The 18,925-nt window shown below is 72.9% G+C and carries 15 protein-coding genes; 3 read left to right on the top strand and 12 right to left on the bottom strand.

The features are described from left to right. Position 1: 1 nt before the first annotated feature. From VFG42_RS24730 to VFG42_RS24720, 3 genes are all read left to right on the top strand, one after another. On the top strand, positions 2–520 hold the full coding sequence (locus VFG42_RS24730) for a hypothetical protein (protein WP_324911514.1): 519 nt from the start codon (positions 2–4) through the stop codon (positions 518–520). Between the two features lie 94 nt (positions 521–614). Continuing rightward, on the top strand, positions 615–1,211 hold the full coding sequence (locus tag VFG42_RS24725) for a hypothetical protein (RefSeq protein WP_324911513.1): 597 nt from the start codon (positions 615–617) through the stop codon (positions 1,209–1,211). Between the two features lie 223 nt (positions 1,212–1,434). After that, positions 1,435–2,811 carry a HAMP domain-containing sensor histidine kinase gene (locus tag VFG42_RS24720; RefSeq protein ID WP_324911512.1) on the top strand — a complete coding sequence of 459 codons (1,377 nt, stop codon included), beginning with the start codon at positions 1,435–1,437 and terminating at the stop codon, positions 2,809–2,811. Positions 2,812–2,845: 34 nt separating this feature from the next. On the opposite strand, the gene VFG42_RS24715 is transcribed toward VFG42_RS24720, so the two are convergent. The 12 genes from VFG42_RS24715 to VFG42_RS24660 form a co-directional block, all read right to left on the bottom strand. Further along, positions 2,846–3,517: a response regulator transcription factor gene (locus tag VFG42_RS24715; RefSeq protein ID WP_324911511.1), complete on the bottom strand. Its 672-nt coding sequence runs from the start codon at positions 3,515–3,517 to the stop codon at positions 2,846–2,848. Then, entirely contained in the window at positions 3,492–5,546 is a 2,055-nt protein-coding gene (locus VFG42_RS24710; protein ID WP_324911510.1) for a transglycosylase domain-containing protein, read from the bottom strand. Before VFG42_RS24710 ends, VFG42_RS24715 begins: the two co-directional genes overlap by 26 nt. A 101-nt stretch (positions 5,547–5,647) precedes the next feature. Beyond that, positions 5,648–6,424: a DeoR/GlpR family DNA-binding transcription regulator gene (locus tag VFG42_RS24705; RefSeq protein ID WP_324911509.1), complete on the bottom strand. Its 777-nt coding sequence runs from the start codon at positions 6,422–6,424 to the stop codon at positions 5,648–5,650. A 139-nt stretch (positions 6,425–6,563) separates the two neighbouring features. Then, positions 6,564–10,292: a PIG-L family deacetylase gene (locus tag VFG42_RS24700; RefSeq protein ID WP_324911508.1), complete on the bottom strand. Its 3,729-nt coding sequence runs from the start codon at positions 10,290–10,292 to the stop codon at positions 6,564–6,566. Positions 10,293–10,631: 339 nt separating this feature from the next. Next, complete coding sequence (locus tag VFG42_RS24695; protein WP_324911507.1) at positions 10,632–11,684, bottom strand: SIS domain-containing protein; 1,053 nt, start codon at positions 11,682–11,684, stop codon at positions 10,632–10,634. Next, positions 11,681–12,784, bottom strand: a complete 1,104-nt coding sequence (locus VFG42_RS24690; RefSeq protein WP_324911506.1) for a sn-glycerol-3-phosphate ABC transporter ATP-binding protein UgpC — start codon at positions 12,782–12,784, stop codon at positions 11,681–11,683. The genes VFG42_RS24695 and VFG42_RS24690 overlap by 4 nt, the downstream gene beginning before the upstream one ends. 4 nt (positions 12,785–12,788) lie before the next feature. After that, complete coding sequence (locus VFG42_RS24685; protein WP_324911505.1) at positions 12,789–13,607, bottom strand: carbohydrate ABC transporter permease; 819 nt, start codon at positions 13,605–13,607, stop codon at positions 12,789–12,791. Further along, positions 13,604–14,542, bottom strand: a complete 939-nt coding sequence (locus VFG42_RS24680) for a carbohydrate ABC transporter permease (protein WP_324911504.1) — start codon at positions 14,540–14,542, stop codon at positions 13,604–13,606. The genes VFG42_RS24685 and VFG42_RS24680 overlap by 4 nt, the downstream gene beginning before the upstream one ends. A gap of 4 nt (positions 14,543–14,546) precedes the next feature. After that, entirely contained in the window at positions 14,547–15,893 is a 1,347-nt protein-coding gene (locus VFG42_RS24675) for an extracellular solute-binding protein (protein ID WP_324911503.1), read from the bottom strand. Between the two features lie 23 nt (positions 15,894–15,916). After that, entirely contained in the window at positions 15,917–16,813 is an 897-nt protein-coding gene (locus tag VFG42_RS24670) for a carbohydrate kinase family protein (protein ID WP_324911502.1), read from the bottom strand. After that, positions 16,810–18,171: a 6-phospho-beta-glucosidase gene (locus VFG42_RS24665; RefSeq protein ID WP_324911501.1), complete on the bottom strand. Its 1,362-nt coding sequence runs from the start codon at positions 18,169–18,171 to the stop codon at positions 16,810–16,812. The genes VFG42_RS24670 and VFG42_RS24665 overlap by 4 nt, the downstream gene beginning before the upstream one ends. Then, positions 18,168–18,914 carry a DeoR/GlpR family DNA-binding transcription regulator gene (locus VFG42_RS24660; RefSeq protein ID WP_324911527.1) on the bottom strand — a complete coding sequence of 249 codons (747 nt, stop codon included), beginning with the start codon at positions 18,912–18,914 and terminating at the stop codon, positions 18,168–18,170. Before VFG42_RS24660 ends, VFG42_RS24665 begins: the two co-directional genes overlap by 4 nt. Positions 18,915–18,925 lie beyond the last annotated feature (11 nt).

Here is an 18,925-nt window from a genome sequence, read left to right as displayed (position 1 = left end):
CATGCCCCGGCTGTCCACCCACCAGACCGTCCGCCACGCGCCGGGTCGCCACGACGACCCGGCGCAGGGCGCCTGCGTGCTGGAGCTCGCGTCGCTGCTGGCGGGCGAGCGCTTCTCCGACCGCCCGCGCGCGGTCAGCCCGGTCATCGCCGCGCTGCTGCGCGCGGTCGGCGACGAGGCGCTCGGCGACCGCGACCCCTACACGTGGGCCGCCGAGCTCGTCGGCACGCGCGCCGGCGGTCGTGTCCGGCGCGCCCGACGGGCGCTCTGCCGCCGAAAGAGCCTGGCGCTGCGCGGCGTCGCGGGCAGCCGCGTCGAGCGCGCCTGCCTGATGTTCCTCCGGGACGCGGCCGGCGAGGCCTGCGGCGCCGCGTTCGCCGACGCCGACCGCCTCGACGAGGTGCCGGCGTTCCTGGACGAGCTCGTGGCCCTGGGCCGGCCGGCGTCAGCCGCCCGCCATCCGGCGCCGCCGGCCCTGGGCCCGCGGGCGGCGCCCGGGCGGTGGGACGGGACGGTCTGATCCAGCGGCGGCCACGGCGCGTCCGCGCGCCCTCTCATGACCGGCTCATCCCCTGCTGCCACCGTCGTCGCATCCCGACAAGGAGTGGTGCTCCATGTCCTCCGAGACCCCGAGCCTTCCCGACGACCACGACGACTCCGCCGATCCCAAGATCTCCGACCGTCGCATCTACCCGCTGGCCGCGCCCGGCGTCTTCCTGGCCGTGCTCGTCGCCGCGGCCGTCATCGCCCTGCCGATCCACGACGCGCGCGCGACCAACACCAAGCACCTGAACGCGCACACCGCCACGCTGACCGTGCGCGACTTCCTGACCAACACCGTGGTCGACGGGCAGACCTACGATGCCTGCCAGTACCTGACGCCCGCCGAGCAGGCCCGCGTGGCCGCGCTCGAGGGCCCGTCGGGGACCTGCACCACGGTGCTGACGTCCTCGCCCGCCGGGATCTTCGACCTGCGGTCCGAGAACGGGATCGACACCCTGGCGTTGACCACGACCGTGCGCGGCCCGCGGGCCGACGTCGTCGCCCACGTGCCCGGCCGGGCGCCGGTCGCGTTCGTGCTGACCCCGACCACGCCCGACGACGTGTACGCCTTCCAGGCGCCCGCCACCGCGTGGCGGATCGCGTCGGGGGCGACGCAGCTGTTCGGATCGCCGACGTCGACGGCGCCTCCCGTTCCGCCACCGTCATGACCCGGTCGGTGATCCTGGTCGTCGTCGCGCTGGTCACGACCGGCGGCGGGATCGTCCTGCTCGACGCCGCGTCGGGCACGGTGCTGAAGGTCGCCGGGGCGGTCGCGTGCGTGGTCGGCCTGGCCGGCGTCGCGCGCGGCGCGATCGGCGTGGCGGGCGAGGAGCGACCGCCGCCGGACGCGGACCCCCGGCGCGAAGGCTCGCGATCTGGTGGGATCGTCTCGTGCGCCCGCGGCCGCGTCGCCTCCGGTCCCGTCTCACGCTCGCCTTCGCGGGCGTCCTCGCGCTCGTCCTCGGCGCGGTCGGCCTCGTCGTCTACCAGCAGTACAGCGCGGGCCTGCAGACCACAATCGACGCGGACCTCGTCCACCGCGAGCACGAGATCCGCGACCTCGACCGCACGCCGGCCGATGCGCGGCAGCTGATCGCGCTGAGCGGCGAGCGCCTGCTGCAGGTCTACGCGGCGCGGGGCGACGTCGTGGCCTCGAGCCGCCTGGCGGCGGGCGGGCGGATCCTGTCGGTCGCGCGGGTGCGACGGGCGCGCCTGCGCGGCCTCTGGGCGACCGGCCCCGCGCCGGGCGTCGCGGGCGACGTCCGCGTCCGCGCGTTCGCCCTCCCCCGCTCCGGCCAGGTCGCGGCGGTCGGCGAGTCGCTGGCCCGCTGGCATCGCCAGCAGCACCGCCTCGCGCTGCTGCTCGTGCTCGTCCTCCCCAGCGCGCTGGCGTTGGCGTCCTACGCCGGCTACCTGGTCGCCGGCACCGCGCTGCGCTCGGTGGACCGGATGCGCGACCGCGCCGAGCACATCACCGCCGCCCACCTCAACGAGCGGCTTCCGGTCCCCGACACCGACGACGAGCTGCAGCGCCTGGGCACGACGCTCAACGCGCTGCTGGAGCGCGTCGACGCCGCGCTGGAGCGCGAGCGCCGCCTGGTCTCCGACGCCAGCCACGAGCTGCGCACGCCGCTGACGATCCTGCACGCGGAGCTGGAGCTCGCGCTGGACGGCGATCCCGCCGACGCGCCCGCCCTGCGCGGGACGGTCGCCTCCGCGCTGGAGGAGGTGCGACGCCTGACGCGGCTCACCGACGACCTGCTGGCGCTGGCCCGCGCCGACCAGGCCCGGCTGCCGCTGCGCGCGGCGCCGCTGGACGTCGGGGAGCTGCTGGAGGCCGCGGCCCGCCGCCACGCCGCGGCGCTCGCGCGCGAGGACCGGTCGATCGCCTCCGAGGTCGCGGTGCCCGGCGGCGCCGTCGTCCTGGCCGACCCGGACCGCACCGCCCAGATCCTGGACAACCTGATCGCCAACGCCCGCCGCCACGGCGCGGGCCCGATCGAGCTGGAGGCCACCCCGGCGCGCGGGCCCGACGGCACCGACGCGATCGCGCTCGCCGTCCGCGACCACGGCCCCGGCTTCCCGGCGGACTTCCTGCCGCGGGCCTTCGACCGCTTCAGCCAGGCCGACGCCGGACGCTCAGGCTCCCACAGCGGTCTGGGGCTGGCGATCGTCGCGGCGCTGGCCGACGCGCAGCACGGCACGGCGGCCGCCGACAACGCCCCCGGCGGCGGCGCGCGCGTGACGGTCACGCTGCCGCGCGCGTGACCCTCGGGCCGGCGCCCGGCGCCGGCGCCCGGCGTCAGCCGTCGACCATGCGGTAGCCGGCGCCGCGCACGGTCTCGATGCTCGCGCGGCCGAAGGGCCGGTCGACCTTCTCGCGCAGGTAGCGCACGTAGACGTCGATGACGTTCGACCGGTTCTCGTAGTCGCCGTCCCACGCGCCCTCCAGCAGGTCCAGGCGCGAGAGCACCTCGCCGGGACGGCGCATGAAGACCTCCAGGACCTGCTCCTCCTTGGCCGACAGCGGGATGTCGACCTCACCGCGCCGGACCCGGCGCGTCGCGGTGTCCAGCTCCAGGTCGCCGACGCGCAGGACGGTCCCGAGGTGCGCGGGCCCGCGCCGGGCCAGCGCCCGCAGCCGCGCCCGCAGCTCCCCGACGTGGAAGGGCTTGACGAGGTAGTCGTCGGCGCCGGTGTCCAGCCCGGCGATCCGGTCCGCGATCGCGTCGCGGGCGGTGACGATCATGATCGGCGTGCGGACGCCGTCGTCGCGCAGGCGCCGGCAGGTCTCCAGGCCGTCGATCCCCGGCAGGTTGAGGTCCAGGCACACGACGTCGTACGGCGTCGAGGAGGCCATCCACAGCGCGTCCTCGCCGGTCAGCGCGACGTCGACCAGTTGGCCCTCGGACCGCAGCGCCGCCCGGATGGCTTCGGCCAGCTTGACCTCATCCTCGACCACCAGGACGCGCATCCACGGCGATGGTAGACCCACTCGACGGGCCGGTCGAGACCGGGAACTGGGGTGTCGGCTGGGTTTGGGTCGGCGTCTGGGTCTGGGGCTGCGTCTGCGTCTGGCCCTGGGGCGGTGACTGGGACCCCGGCGTCGTCAGCGTCTTGGGCTGCGGCATCCCCTGCGCCTTGGTCTGCGGCATCTGGATGACCGGACGCCCGGCCAGCGCGGGCACCATGAAGTCGTGCCAGATGCGCGCCGGGACGCTGCCGCCGACGACCGGGGCGAAGCCGTCGAGGCTGGTCATCGGCGTCTCGGCCGTCGGGTAGCCGACCCAGACGCACGCGGCCAGCTGCGGGACGAAGCCGCAGAACCAGGCGTCGGACTCGTCCTCGGAGGTGCCGGTCTTGCCCGCGGCGGGACGCCCGGGGTCGGCGGCGGTGCCGGTGCCGCCGTGGATGACCGCGCTCAGCGCGTAGGTGGCGCGCGCGGCGATCGACTTGGTCAGCACGCGGTGCCCGCGCGACGCGGGCGAGGCGAGGAACGTCGGGGCGTGGTGGATGCCGCCCGAGGCCAGCGTCGAGAACGCGTCGGTCATCTCCAGCGGCGAGACGCCCTCGGGCCCCAGCGTGATCGAGCAGACCGGGCGCAGCGGCGAGGTGACGCCCATCTTCTGGGCCGTGCGGACGATGTTGTCCGGGCCGACCTTGACCGCGACCTGGGCGAAGATCGTGTTGACCGAGTGCGCGATGCCGTTGACGAGGTTCATGGTCCCGCTCGTCTCGTCGGCGTAGTTGTGCACCACCCAGGGACCGGTGCCGTTGCGGCAGCGGCGCTCGTCGATCGTCAGCGACGGCGGGCCGGACCAGACCGAGCTCAGCGGGATGCCCTGCTGCAGCGCCGTGACCAGGGTGAACATCTTGAACGCGCTGCCCGCCTGGCGCCGGGACTGGGTGGCCAGGTCGAAGCTCAGGTGCTGCGCCCCCGGGCTCGTGGCCGCGGCGAGCACGCGACCGGAGCTGGGGTCCATGACGACCATCGCCGCGGCGGGATCCGACGGCGCGGCGATCCAGTGGTCGACGGACTTCTGCGCGAGCCGCTGCATGCGCTCGTTGAGCGTCGTCCGGACGGTGGATCCGGCGGATCGGCCGTCGGTGGCGTGCGCGAGCTGGGTCTGGGCGGCGGCGAAGAACGCCGGGTCGATGCGGCGCGCGAAGTGCGACGGGTCCGGCGCCAGGCCCAGCGGCGCCGCCTGCGCGGAGACCATCCGCGCGGTGCTGATCGCGTGGGCGTCGCGCAGCGCCTTGAGGACGGCGCCGCGCCGGGCGCGCGCGACCGCCGGGTGCGAGAGCGGGTCGTCGCGCGACGGCGCCTGCGGCAGGCCGGCCAGCAGCGCGGCCTGGTCGAGCGTCAGCGCGCGCGCCGGCTTGGAGAAGTAGGTCCACGCCGCGGCCTGGACGCCGCGCGCGTGATGGCCGTAGTACACCGTGTTGAGGTAGGCCTGCAGGATGTCCCGCCGCGACCAGCGGCGGAACAGCTCCAGCGACAGGCACGCCTCGGTCAGCTTGCGCGACGCGTTCATCGTCTCGCCGCCGAGGTAGCGGTTGCGCACGAGCTGCTGGGTGACCGTCGAGGCGCCCTGCTCGGTGCGGCCCGACACGACGTCGGCGACCAGCGAGCGCGCGATCCCGTACGGGTCCAGCGCGCCGTGCGACCAGAACCGGCGGTCCTCGATCGCGACCGTCGCCTTGGGCAGCCACCGGGACATCGCGGACATGTCGACCGGATCGCGGTGCTGCCCGCGCGGCAGGTAGCCCAGCGGCGACCCGTCGGCGGCGGTCAGCAGCGTGTCGCCGCCGGAGATCCGCACGGGCGTCTTGGCGAGCTTGCAGCCGAGCACGTCCTGCGGGTCGGCGTCGGCCAGCATCGCCGCGGTGGCCGCGACCGCCGCCAGCACGACGCCCGCCACCGCCACGCCGAGCACGGCCCAGCGCCCGCGGTGTTGGCGGCGCCGCCGCCGTCGCGTGCGATTCTCGTGTCGACGGTTCACGTGCCCTCCTCGTCCGGCCTCTCCCGCGACTCTGGCGGGCGCAGATGAGCCGAAGATGAGCGGCGCTCACCCGGGCGCGGCGACGCGCCACGGCGCGGCGGTCAGCCCGCGACGGTGATCGCGATCCCGGCCCGCTCCGCGGCGGCGGCGGCCTCGGGCGGCAGCGGCGCGTTGGTGACCAGGCGGTCGATGACGTCGGCCTCGCACACGCGGACCAGGCCGGCCATCGTGAACTTCTCCGCGTCGGCGAGCAGGATGACCTCGGCGGCGGCCTCGATCATCGCGCGCTTGATCGGCACCTCGACCATCGTCGAGTCCCACACGTCGCAGCGCGCGCCGACGGCGCTCGTGCCGAGGAACAGCACGTCGGCCTTGAGCTGGCGCAGCGCGGTCTCGGCCAGGATCCCGACGAGCGAGTGGTAGTTGCGGCGGACGGTGCCGCCGGGAAGGATCAGCTCGATCGTCTCGTCGGGGACGAGCTCCTCGTAGACCGCGAGGCTCGACGTGACGACGGTCAGCGTCCGGCCGTGCAGGTGGCGCGCCGCCTGCAGCGTCGTCGTCCCGATGTCGATCATGACGGTCTGGCCGTCCTCGACCAGCGCCGCCGCGGCCGCCCCGATGGCGTCCTTGTCCTCGAAGCGCTCGATCAGCGTCTGGTCGAACGGCGGCTCGGTGCTGACGGTGACCGCGCCGCCGCGGACGCGCTCGATGTGGCCGTCGCGGGCGAGCTCGTCGAGGTCGCGCCGGACGGTCATCTCCGACACGCCGAAGCTCTGCGCGAGCTGCGCGACGTGGGTGGCACCCCCGCGGATCGCGCGCAGGATCTCCTGCCGGCGCTGAGCCGGGATGGTGTGGCGGGTCCCGGGCGTGGTGCTCACGCGCTTCGAACGGCGTCGATCATTCAGCGGTGACTTGTACCAGACCGGGCGGCGGGCCCGGCGGAGATTCCGCCGGGCCCGAGCCGGTCGATCGGCGCGGCCGGGAGGGGTGTGAGGAGCCGCCCCTCCCGATGCCGCGTCAGCCGATCGCGATGGACGGCGCGCGCTTCCCTGCCACGACGGTCGACTTGACCGTCTTGCCGTCCTTGGTGATCGTCACGACGAGCTTCTGGCGCTTGGCCAGCTTGCGCGCCGACTTGACGGACACCTTGACCGTGCCGCGCGCGCTGCGCGTCACGGACTTCTTGGTGTTCTGCAGGCGGACGGACGCGCGGACCTTGCTGCTCTTGCCCGTCGCGCCGACCTCCTTGATGGTGCACTTCGCGGTCTTGCCGCTCGTCGAGCAGCTCACCGTGATGAGCACCTTGTCGCCCTTGGCGCCCTTGTCGCCCTTCGGGCCTGCCGGACCGACCGGACCGACCGGACCGACCGGGCCGACGGGACCGACCGGACCCGCGGGGCCCTGCGGCCCGGCGACGCCCTGGTCGCCCTGCGGGCCCTGATCGCCCTGATCGCCCTGGTCACCCTGCGGGCCCTGCGGACCGGTCCGGTCCGGCGCGGTGTAGCTCGCCGAGCGAGCCACGTAGTCGCCGTCGCCGCTGTAGGCGACCGTGACCGTGTGGCCGTCGACCTCGTCGATCGCCGAGGTCTCCAGCGACGCCCGACCCTGCGCGTCGACCTTGACCGGGTCGCCGACGTCGTCGCCGTCGACCTGGAACTGGACCGTGCCCGTCACCGCGCCCGGGAAGGGGTTGGTGCCGGTCAGGCGAGCGCGCAGCTCGACCTGGTCGTCGCCGTCGGCGTCACCGACGTCGCTCATGGCGGCCGTGACCTTCGGCTGGGCGAGCGGCAGGTCGAGCGCCTGCACCTCGTCGGCCGGGGTCAGGTACGACACCAGCGCCGAGCCGTCCTTGGCCAGCTTCGCGCGGCCGTCCGCGTCCAGCGGGATCCGGACGTGCTTGGTGCCGGCGGTCATCTCGACCGTGTCGGACGCGATCACGTGACCGCTCTGGTCCGTGCCCCACGCGGGGTAGCCACCGTCGGTGGCCGCGCAGGCGTCGAGCCCGTAGGAGACGAGATCCTCCATCGTGCTGGACGACGTCGGCGCCGGGCAGCTGCTCGTGAACAGCGGGATCGTGCCGACCAGGCCCGACCACAGGTACACGCGCGCGGTACCGGTGCCGGTGGACGTGATGTCCATCTCGGCCGCGTCACCGACCAGCTTGACGTTGTCGATCGTCAGGCTGTTGCTCGCCGGAGCCGGGGTGCGCCCGGCGATCGGCACGCCATCGGCGGCCGACTGGGCGATCGTCTGCGGCGACAGCGTGCCGTCGAGGTTGGAGCTCGACACGATCGGGTCGGGCACCGTCGTCGGCTGACCGGCCGGCGGGGTGTAGTCCGCGACCTTGCCGCGGCCCCAGCGGTACGGCGCGGCCTGCACGCCGCCGATGCTCGACCACGCCAGACGGCTCTGACCCGTGTCGATGTGACGCAGGTCGCCGCCGGGCACGGCCGCGTTGTTGTCGTTGTCGTACGGGGTGATGTTGAAGGTGAAGTTGTCCGGGTCGATCGCGGCCGGGAGGTCGGCGATCGGGATCTTCACTTCCAGGTTGTAGCCCCCACCCGCGTAGGAGTGGTCCACCGCGGTGGAGTTGGAGCCGACCCAGTGCGCCGAGGACGCGACCTCCACGCCCGGGGCGTTCGGGGCGTCCTTGACCGTGCTGGCCAGCGGCCCGGTCGAGTAGCCCTGGTGGTTGTCGGCGTCACGCGACCAGCACGGGCCGTTGACCCCGTTGCCGTTGGACCCGGTCGGGTCGTTGGTGTACGGGAACACGCCCAGCTTGAACGTGTTGGCCGTGTCGCGGCCGTCCTCGTTGGCGGTGCCGCGCGGGTCGATCAGCAGCTCGACCGAGTCGGCCAGCCAGTGCGCGACGCACTCCTTCGGCGTCACCGCGTAGCTCTGGAACTCGTCCACGACGTGGACGAAGAAGTACAGAGCGTCGTCGGTGTGGGTCACCTTGGCGTAGGAGCCCGTGCCGCAGTCCACGCCCATGGGGGCGCACGCGGTGCCCTCCCAGACGCGGCTGAGGTCGAGCTGCTCGCCGGTGTACGCGCCGCCCTCGGCGGCGTCGAGGACCGGGGCCGAGGCGGCCTTCGGGATCGTCGTCGTCGGGACGACGGCCATCGTCGCCGACTCGCTCGACGACGCCGTGCTCGGCGCGTCGTGCGTCGTGACGATCGAGAACGTCGGCGTCGACGTGGCCGTCCCGTTGGTCACCGGCGGCGGCACCGTGGTGTCCGTGTGCGTCACGTCGAAGCTGACGACCGTGTCGGCGCCCGGGGCCAGCGCGCTGTACGAGCGGCTCGCCGGGGACGCGGTGAACATCGACGGCAGCGTCAGGGAGACGGCACCGCTCTGGGCGACCGACGACCAGTTGTGCACGCGCACCTTGATCGTCTTGGTCTCGCCGACGCCCATCGACGTCAGCGCCTGCGAGCGGCCGAGGCGGCGCGCGTTCGGCGCGGTGTTCTCGACCCAGTTGTCGTACTCGGCCCAGGTGCCGGTGCGGACCATACGGCCCTCGACCGGCGAGACCACGCGGACCACGTTGTCCGTGTAGCCCGTGTTCGCGCCGACGGAGACCAGCGCCGAGATCTTGTAGTTGGTGTCCAGCGACGAGACCGAGGCGGGCGGCGTGACCGTGAAGTCGACCGTCGTCTCAGCCGTCGAGGACGTCGCCGGCAGGTCCTTGGGCCCGTCGACCGTCCAGCCCGACGGCACCGTCAGCGCGACGGCCTTGTCGGTCTTGGCGATGCTGCCGTTGCCGGCCTTCAGGTGCAGGGTGGCCGTGAACGGCTGGCCCGGCACGTTGTAGAACTTCGAGAACGTCAGGTACTCCTGCGTCCCGGCCGGGAACCCGCCCGGGTCCTGGACCGTCGCGCCGTACAGGATCGAGTCGTCCTTGCCCGCCAGCGGGTTCGCGTTGCCGCTCGCCGTGGTGTTGGGCTGGAACGGCACGCGCGCGTAGGTCTGGCCGAAGCGCGAGCAGGCCGGATCGGCGACCGTCTGGGTCTGCGTGCGGCTCTGCGTCGGGTAGGCGCGCTGGCCCTCGGCGGCGACCTGAGCCCAGGTCTTGGCCGAGCCGGCGGGCTTGCCCTGCAGGTTGCCCGGAGCCCAGGTGTAGGGCGACTTGTAGCCCGTCCAGACGCCGGTGACCGTGTCGACGTTGCTCGCCGCCGGGACGAAGCCCGTGGTGCAGTCCGCGGCGCCCGGCTGACCGCCGGTGCCCGTGGTCGAGCCGCCCGAGAAGGCCTTCTTGACCTGCCACGTGCTCAGCGCGTGCGGGCCCGTGAGCTGCTCGGGGAACATGTTCGGGTCGGCCGCGGCCTGGATGCCCTCCCAGATGAAGCGCCCGGCCTGCTGGTGGTTGCCGTGGCCGGCGCCCTGGATGGTCGGGGTGAAGCCGATGTAGATGTCGGGCTGCGTCTCGCGGATGACCCGCGTGACGCGGCGCAGCGTCTCGTTCTCGTCCCAGAAGAACGCCGTCAGCGGCGCCGAAAGGTTGTAGAAGAAGTCGACGCGGTCGAGGTTGAAGATGTCGACGGTGCCCGAGCGGTAGTGCGCGGTGCGATCCTCGTTCTCGCGCCGCAGGCCCAGGTCGGGACCGATCTCGGTGCCGGCGCCGTTGCCGCCGCCCTCACCGCGCGTGACCATGATGATCCCGCACTTGACGCCGTAGCGCGCGTGCCACACGCCGCACGGCCCGATGATGCTCGTGTCGTCGTCGGGGTGAGCCCACTCACCCATGACGTTGATCTTCACGGCCTTGGATGCCGTGTACGTCGAGGCCGGGGCGGCATTTGCCGTCCCCACGACCCCCAGCATGGTCGCGACCATCGCGACCAGACCCACGAAATAGCGTTTCACGCCACTCCCCTCAGGTTTGACAGGACCAAGTCGTTCTACACAACTTCGAACGACTTCGCACAGCAAGACGCGCGAAGACGCTATTTCCCTGTGACTATGGTGTCAACCGAACAGGCCAAATTTTTTGGTCATCCGTTGCAGGACAAGGGCTGGCGTACGCCGACGCATGAGCGCCCGGACGCCACCAAATCTCACAACTCCGAACAGCAGCGGCGGCCGTCAGGCCGCCGCGGTGATCTTGCGCAGGTGGCGCGGGGCGCCGGGATCGATGCCCTTGGCCTGGGCCAGCGCCCAGGCGAACGCCTGTCCCGGCAGGACCGAGAGCAAGGGCGACAACAACGGCTCCGACGGCTCGGGGATGGCCAGCACGTGCGCCGCCTCCCCCAGCTGGGCCGCCGCGGGCCCCGACGCGATCACCGGCGCGCCCGCGTCGTGCGCTCGACGCGCCGCCTCCTGCACGGCGGGCAGCGTGCCGTCGGCCGCCGCGATCGCCCACAGCGGCACGTCGGCGTCCAGCGCCGCGACCGGCCCGTGGGCCATCGCGGTCGCCGACATCGCCTTGGCCCCGAGGTAGCAGACCTCGGTCAGCTTGAGCGCGATCTCGTTGGCGGTCGCCAGCTCGATGCCGCGCGCGACGAGGTACATGCGGTCGATCCGCGCCAGCGCCTCGGCGACCGGCGCCACGGCGGCGTCGAGCCCCTCCAGCAGCTCCTCGGCCGCGTCGGCGGCCGCGGTCAGGCCCGCGGCCATCCGCGGCCCCTCCCCCGCCAGCGCCCCGGCCAGCAGCGCGATCGCCGCCAGCGTCCCGGTGTAGGTCTTGGTCGCGGCGATCGAGCGCTCCGCGCCCGCGCCGACCCGCAGCACGTGGTCGGCGCCGCGCGCCAGCGCGGAGTCCTCGCCGTTGGTGATGGCCAACGTGGTCGCGCCGGCCTCGCGCGCGCGGGCCAGCCACGCCACGACGTCCGGCGTCTCGCCGGACTGCGACACGCCGATCGCCAGCTCGCCCGGACGCGCCGCCGGCACGCCGTAGTACAGGGGCATCGACATCGAGTCGCGCACGACCGTCCACCCGCGCAGCGCGCGCAGCAGGTAGGACGCGTAGATCCCGGCGTGGTCGGACGTGCCGTGCGCCGCGATCCGCACCAGCGGCGGGTCGAGCGCCGCCAGCGCGGCGGCGGTCTCGGCGATCGCCGCCTCGTGCTCGAGCAGGCCGCGCCACACGGCGGGCTGCTCGCGGATCTCCCGCGCCAGGACGGCGGCCGCGGCGCTCACGCCGCGACCCGCGCGGCGTCCACGGCGCGCCCGTCGGCGGGGTCGAAGAAGCGCAGCGCGCCCGGCAGGACGCCGAACTCGACGCGGTCGCCCGGCAGCAGCGTCGCGCGCCCGTCGTGGTGGACGACCATGCGGTGGCCGCCGTCGACGTCGACGCCGACGAACGTCTCGCGCCCGAGCGCCTCGACGTAGGCGACCTCGCCCGCGATCGGGCCGGCCATCGTCGGGTGCGACGGATCCCAGACGCGCGCGCACTCCGGCCGCACGCCGAGGACGACCTCGGACGGCAGGCCCTCGACGCCCGGCACCGCGACGTCCAGGCCGCCGGCGCGCAGGCGCGTGCCGCCGCCCGGCTCGGCGGAGGCCGCCACCGTGACGAAGCTCATCGCCGGCGACCCGATGAACCCGCCGACGAACACGTTGGCCGGGCGCTCGTAGAGCTCCTCGGGCGTGCCGACCTGCTCCAGCCGGCCGTCGTTCATGACCGCGATCCGGTCGCCCATCGTCATCGCCTCGACCTGGTCGTGGGTGACGTAGACGGTCGTCCGGCGCACCTCCTGCTGGAGGCGCTTGATCTCGCCGCGCGTCTGCGTGCGCAGCTTGGCGTCGAGGTTGGACAGCGGCTCGTCCATCAGGAAGACCTGCGGGTCGCGGACCAGCGCGCGGCCCAGCGCGACGCGCTGCGCCTGGCCGCCCGAGAGCTGGCCGGGCTTGCGCGCCAGGTACGGCTCGAGGTCCAGCGACGCGGCGGCCGACCGCACGCGGCGCTCGATCTCCTCCTTGGGCGTCTTGCGCCGCCGCAGGCCGAAGGCCAGGTTGTCGAACACCGTCATCTGCGGGTACAAGGCGTAGTCCTGGAAGACCATCGCGATGTCCCGCTCGCGCGGCGCGATCTGGTTGACGACCCGATCGCCGATCCGGACCTCGCCCGCGGTGATCGACTCCAGCCCCGCGAGCATCCGCAGCGCCGTCGTCTTGCCGGAGCCCGAGGGTCCGACCAACACCATGAACTCGCCGTCGGCGATCTCCAGGTCGAGCCCGTGGACGACCTCATGGTCGCCGTAGGACTTGCGGACCCCACTGAAGGTGACTGCACCCATCGAACTACCCCTTCACGGCACCCGAGACCATGCCCCGGATGAAATGACGCTGGAGGAACACGTACAACACGACCACGGGCAGGGCGACGATGACGGCGCCGGCGGCCAGGAGCGTGAGGTCGGCCTGGTTGCGGCCGATGAAGAAGCTGAGGCCGAGCGGCGCGGTGCGCAGCGCCTCGTCGGTGACCATGACGAGCGCCAGCAGGAACTCGTTCCAGGTCCACATGAACAGCAGCACGACCATGGTCAGCACCGCGGGCCGCGCGAGCGGCAGCAGCACGCGCCACAGCGTGAACCAGCTCGAAGCGCCGTCGATGCGCGCGGCCTCGACCAGCGAGCGCGGCACCGAGCGGAAGAACGCGCGCATCCAGAACGTGCCGAACGCGATCGACGTCCCGGCCTGGGGCAGGATCAGCGCCCAGTAGGTGTCGGTCAGCTGGAGGTCCCGCAGGTCGTAGTACAGCGGGACGATCATCGCCTCCATCGGCACCATCAGGCCGAGGAGGAACAGGTAGAACAGCGGCTGGGCGAAGCGGAAGCGCATCATCCCGAAGGCGTAGCCGGCGAGGATCGAGACGACCGTCGACAGGCTGACGACCGCGACGGCGACGATCACCGAGGACTTCAGGTAGGTCCCGAAGTTGCCGTCCTCCCAGGCGCGCTTGAAGTTGTCGAAGTGCAGGCCGTCGAACGACCCGAACGACGCGCCGCCGCCCTTCTGCTGCAGCGCGGTGAGGACGATGCCCACGATCGGCAGCAGCGCGATCAGCGAGAACACGCCCAGCAGCACGTACGTGAGCGACTGCTCGCGGCGGCTGGTCATCGCTTGGACCCCCGTTCGGCGATGGCGTTGATGCCGGTCGACAGCAGGAAGATGACGACGGCCAGCGTGAGGCCCATCGCGGCGGCCGAGCCGACCTGGCCGGTCTCGAACGCGCGCCGGTAGACCTGGTAGGCGGGCACCGACGTCGAGTCGCCCGGGCCGCCCTTGGTGGTGTTGTAGATGATGTCGAAGTTGCGCAGCGCCTGGATCGTGCAGAGCGTCAGCGCCACGGCGATCTCGCCGCGCAGCGCGGGCAGCGTCACCGCGACGAACTCGCGGATCGGCCCGGCGCCGTCGACGCGCGCGGCGTCGTACAGCGACTTGGGGATCTTCTGGACCCCGGCGGTCAGCAGGACCATGCACAACCCGTACATCACCCACGTGCCGATCAGGCCGACCGCGGGCAGCGCGACCGTGAAGTCGCCCAGCCAGGACTTGGCCAGCCCGCCGAGCCCGAGCGAGCGCAGCGCCTCGTTGATCGGCCCGTTGTTGGGGTCGTAGATCATCCGCCACATCACGGCCACGACGACGAGCGCCACGACCTGCGGCAGGAACAGCACCACGCGGAAGAACGTGAAGCCGCGCACCTGCGTCCGCGCGACCAGGCCCGCCAGCAGCAGGCCGATGCCCGTCGGCAGCAGCGCGTAGAAGACGATCAGCAGCAGCGCGTGGCCGAACGCCTTGCGCTGCTCGGGGTCGGAGAAGACGTCGCCGTAGTTGGAGAGGCCGACCCACTTGCCGGCGGTGACGCCGTCCCAGTCGAAGAACGACAGCCAGATCGCGTGGATCAGCGGGGCGAGCGTGAACGCCCCGAAGATCAGCAGCGCGGGGATCAGGTACAGGTAGCCGACGCGCCGGGGCTCGCCCGGCGGAGCGTCCCCGCCGCGCACACGCGCGGCGGGGACCTCTTCGACGGTGACGGGACGGGTCGCCACGGACCTAGCTGCTCTTGGAGGCGTCGACCTTCTTCTGGACGTCCGCCGTGAACTGCGTCGGCGAGTCCTTCAACGCCATCATGTTCTGGATCGCGCCGCCGAGGTCGTCGCCGAACGTCGGCGTCGTGTAGTCGGCGTAGGGGATCAGGCCGTCGGCGGTGCCGAGCGCCTTCCACGCCTGGGCGACGTCCTGGGTCAGCGCGCCCTCGGGAGCCGGGGTGTCGTACTTCATGGCCGCCAGGTTCTTGGTCTCCGTCAGCACGTTGGCCGCGTTCTGGTCGGTCAGGAAGTCGATGTAGGCCGCGGCCACGTCGGGGTGCTTGGAGTGCGACGTGATCGTGAACGGCAGCGACTCGCCGCCCAGCGCGACCGGGTCGGAGCCCGCGTCCTGGCCGGGGATCGTGAAGAACCCGACGTCGTCGCCCATCTGGTCGGCGAGGTCGGCCACCAGCCACGTGCCGGCGATCAGGAACGTGCCCTTGCCCTTGGCGAAGCGCTGCCACGCCGGGTCATAGCCCGTGCCGTTGAAGTCCTTCGTGAAGTACCCCTTCTTGGCCCAGTCCTGGAGCTTGGCCGCCGCGGCCTGGAACTCGGGGGTGTCGAACGACGCACCGTCCTTCTGGAAGACGAAGTTGCGCACGGCGTCCTTGGGCGCCGTCGTCGCCAGCGCGGTCTCGTACTCGTGGATGCCCGGCCACTTGTCGAGGTTGCCGAACTGGATCGGCGTGTCGCCGTCGGCCTTGGCCTTGGCCAGCGCGGCCTCGAAGTCGGCCAGCGTCTTCGGCGGCTCGGCGATCTTCTTCTTGTTGTAGAAGATGCCGACGATCTCGCCCATCTGCGAGAGGCCGTAGAGCTGCCCGGAGCCGAACGTCGTGCCGCCGGCCTCGAACTTGTTGAGGTCCAGCAGCAGCTGCGGGTAGCGGTCGGCCCAGCCGTAGATCTTGGCGTAGTCGTCGACCGGGCGCAGGAGCTTGCCCTTGACGAGCTGGCCCATGACGCCCAGGCCCTGGTTGGCCTCGACGACGTCCGGGGCCTTCGGGCCCGAGACCGCCAGCTTCAGCGTCGTGTTGAGGTCGTCGAACGACTTCGCCACGCGCTTGATCTTGACGTTGGGGTACTTCGCCATGAACTGCTTGTTGAGTTCCTTGATCTGCGCCGCCTGGCCGCCGCGGACCTCCTGGTCCCAGACCGTCAGCGTGACGTCGCCGGCCTTGGCGATGTCCGGCTTGGTCTGCGCGGCGGGCGCCGTCTTGCCGGCGTCCGACGAGTCGTCACCGCCCGGCGTGCCGCAGCCGGCGGCCAGCGCCGTCGCGGCCACGATCGCGAAAGAGCCCATAACCCTGGTTCGCATCAACAACCTCCTCCTCCGTGTGTTCAGGTCGTGGTCCGGCCCGGGATGGCCAGCCCGCGTTCGCTGCCCGCCGCGGCGAGCTGCTCGATGGTCTGCGCGCCCGCCACCGCGGTGGGGACGCGCACCGACAACGCCGCGGCCAGGCAGGCCCAGCGCAGGCAGTCCTCCGGCGTTGCGCCGGCCAGGTCGCTCCAGATGTAGGCGGCGGCGAACAGGTCGCCGGCGCCCGTCGTGTCGACGACGTCGTGGACCTCGACGCCCTCGACCTGGACGACGTCTCCGCCGGTCGCGCACAGCGCGCCGCCGGGTCCCAGCGTGACGACGACGCGGCCCGCGCGCGCCGCGAGCGACAGCGCGGCGTCGGCGACGTGCTCGGCGCCCGACAGCAGCCGCGCCTCGCGCGCGTTGACCAGCAGCGCCCGCGTCGAGCGCACGCGCTCGGGCAGCAGGGCGCCGGCCAGGGCGCGCGCCTCGGCGTCGCCCGCGGTCACGTAGGCCATGGTGTCGTCGGGCACGGCGTCCAGGCGCGTCAGCGACGTCAGCACCGCGCGCGGCGCGAACGACGCGACGTCGGCCAGGGTCGCCGGCTCGTCGGGGTAGAACGTGGCCATCGCGCGCTCGCCGTCGTGCGGCATCACCGCGGTGACCGGCGTCCGCGCGACCGTGCGCGGCGGCAGCTTCACGCCCTCGCCGACCAGCGCGGCGCGCACGAACGCGCCCTCGGCGTCGTCGCCCAGCGGCGACGCGAGCGCGCTGACCAGCCCCAGGCGCGCCGCGCCGATCGCGACCGTGGCCGCGCCGCCGGGCGAGCGCAGCAGGTCCTCGGCGTGGCGCTCCTCGCCGGGCGCGGGCAGCGCGTCGAGCCCCACGAACGTGAGGTCGAGGAACGCGGGGTCGGCGCAGACGAGGTCGACGCTCACTCGGAGAAGGCCTCCGCGAGGCCGGGCAGGCGGCCGCAGTACTCCTCGAAGATCTGACGCGCGATCGCGACCGACGGCACCAGCGGGTGCAGGGCCAGGGCCTTGATCGCCTGGCGGCGCGAGCCCGACAGCGCGGCGTCGATCGTCGTGCGCTCGACGTCCTTCATGGTCTCCACGAGCGCGCGCGCGTGCGGGGCGACCTCGCCGACGGCGACCGGGACCGGGCCCGAGCGGCCGACCAGGCACGGCACCTCGACGACCGCGCGGTCGTCCAGGAACGGCAGCGCCGAGCGGTTGGCGGTGTTCAGGACCAGGACGGCGCGGGTGTTGTTGGCGATCGCCTCGAGGACGGCCATGGCCTCGCCCTCATACCCACCGTTCTCGTCGATCTCGTGATCGTGGCCGTGGCCGTCGTCCGCGCCGACGCCCGCGGCCGAGCGCGCCTCGGCCATGTAGGTCCGCTCGCGGTCGTGGCGGGTGCTGCGCCACTGCTGCAGCGCCGTCTCCGGCGGCTGCTCGCCCTCGGCGTAGAACGCGCTCTGCTGGCGCAGCAGGAACGCGCCGCGCGACTCGGGGCTCTCGCGGATCGCGTTGACCGTGTCGGCCGCGTAGTAGAAGTAGTACAGGTACTCGTTGGGGATCATCCCCAGCGAGCGCAGCCACTCGCCGCCGAACAGGCGGCCCTCCTCGAACGTGTCGAGCTTGGCGTCCTGCTCCAGCAGGCCCGGCAGCAGCTGGCGGTCGCCGTCGCGGACGCCCTGCAGCCAGCCGAGGTGGTTGAGGCCGAAGTAGTCGAACCACAGCTGGTCGGACTCGCGGCCCAGCGCGCGGGCGACGCGGCGCATCAGGCCCGCCGGCGAGTCGCAGATGCCGATCGCGCGGTCGCCGAGGACGCGCTGGACGGCCTCGGTGACCATGCCTGCCGGGTTGGTGAAGTTGATGAGCCACGCGTCGGGCGCGTGCTCGGCCATCGTGTTGGCCAGCTCCATCATCACCGGGATCGTGCGCAGCGCGAAGCAGAGGCCGCCGGGGCCGGTCGTCTCCTGGCCGAGCACGCCGTGGCCGAGCGGGACGCTCTCGTCGACGACGCGGCCCTCGAGCTGGCCGACGCGGATCGCGCAGAGGACGAAGTCCGCGCCCTGGACCGCGTCGACCAGGTCGGTCGTGCCGCGGAACGGGAGCTGGATCCCGCGCTCGATCGCCAGCCCGGAGAGGACCGGCGCGATGCGGTCGATCCGGTGCTGCTCGACGTCATGCAGGACGACCTCCTCGATCCCCAGACGGTCCTTCATGCCCAGCAGGGCGGTGTAGACCAGGGGCACGCGGAACCCGCCGCCGCCGACGATCGTGAGCTTCATGCGATGGTTACCTCGATCCCGGCGTCGTCGATGGCCCTACGCTCGGCCGCCGGAAGGCCCGCGTCGGTGATGATGTGGTCCAGGTCGCCCGCGCCGCACACGCGCACGACGCCGCTCATGGAGAACTTCTCGCTGTCGGCGACCAGCACGACGCGCCCCGCCGCGCGGATCATGGCCCGCTTGATCGGGACCTCGATCATGGTGGTGTCCCAGACCGAGAGGTCGTGGTCGACCGCGCTGGTCCCGATGAAGGCGACGTCCGCGTTGAGCTGACGCAGCGCCTCCTCGGCCAGAACACCGACGGTCGAGCGGTAGTTGCGCCGCACGAGCCCGCCGGGCAGGACGATCTCGACCTGGTCGTCGTCGCGCAGCTCGTCGAGCGCGGCCAGGTTGGTGGTGATGAGCGTGACGCGGCGGCTGTGCAGATGGCGCGCGACCTGCAGCGTGGTCGTGCCGATGTCGAGCATGACGGTCTGGCCGTCCTGCACGAGCGCGGCCGCGGCGCGGCCGATCCGGTCCTTGACCTCCTGGCTCTCCAGCGCGATCTCGCCGAACGGGCGCTCGGGGACCGAGCGCACGGCGCCGCCGTGGACGCGCTCGAGCTTGCCGTCGCGCTCCAGCGCGTGGAGGTCGCGGCGCACGGTCATCTCGCTCACCTCGAAGGCGCGGGCGAGCTCCGAGACGTGCGCCGTCCCGGCGCGAACGGCCTGCAGGATGCGCTGTCGGCGTTGAGCCGGGACCATCACGCGTTCAG

Origin of the sequence: Baekduia sp., from assembly GCF_035685985.1 — a bacterium.
Lineage (GTDB): Bacteria > Actinomycetota > Thermoleophilia > Solirubrobacterales > Solirubrobacteraceae > Baekduia.
The sequence above is the reverse complement of the archived record's forward strand: the minus strand, read 5'-3'. Positions and strand labels throughout refer to the sequence as shown.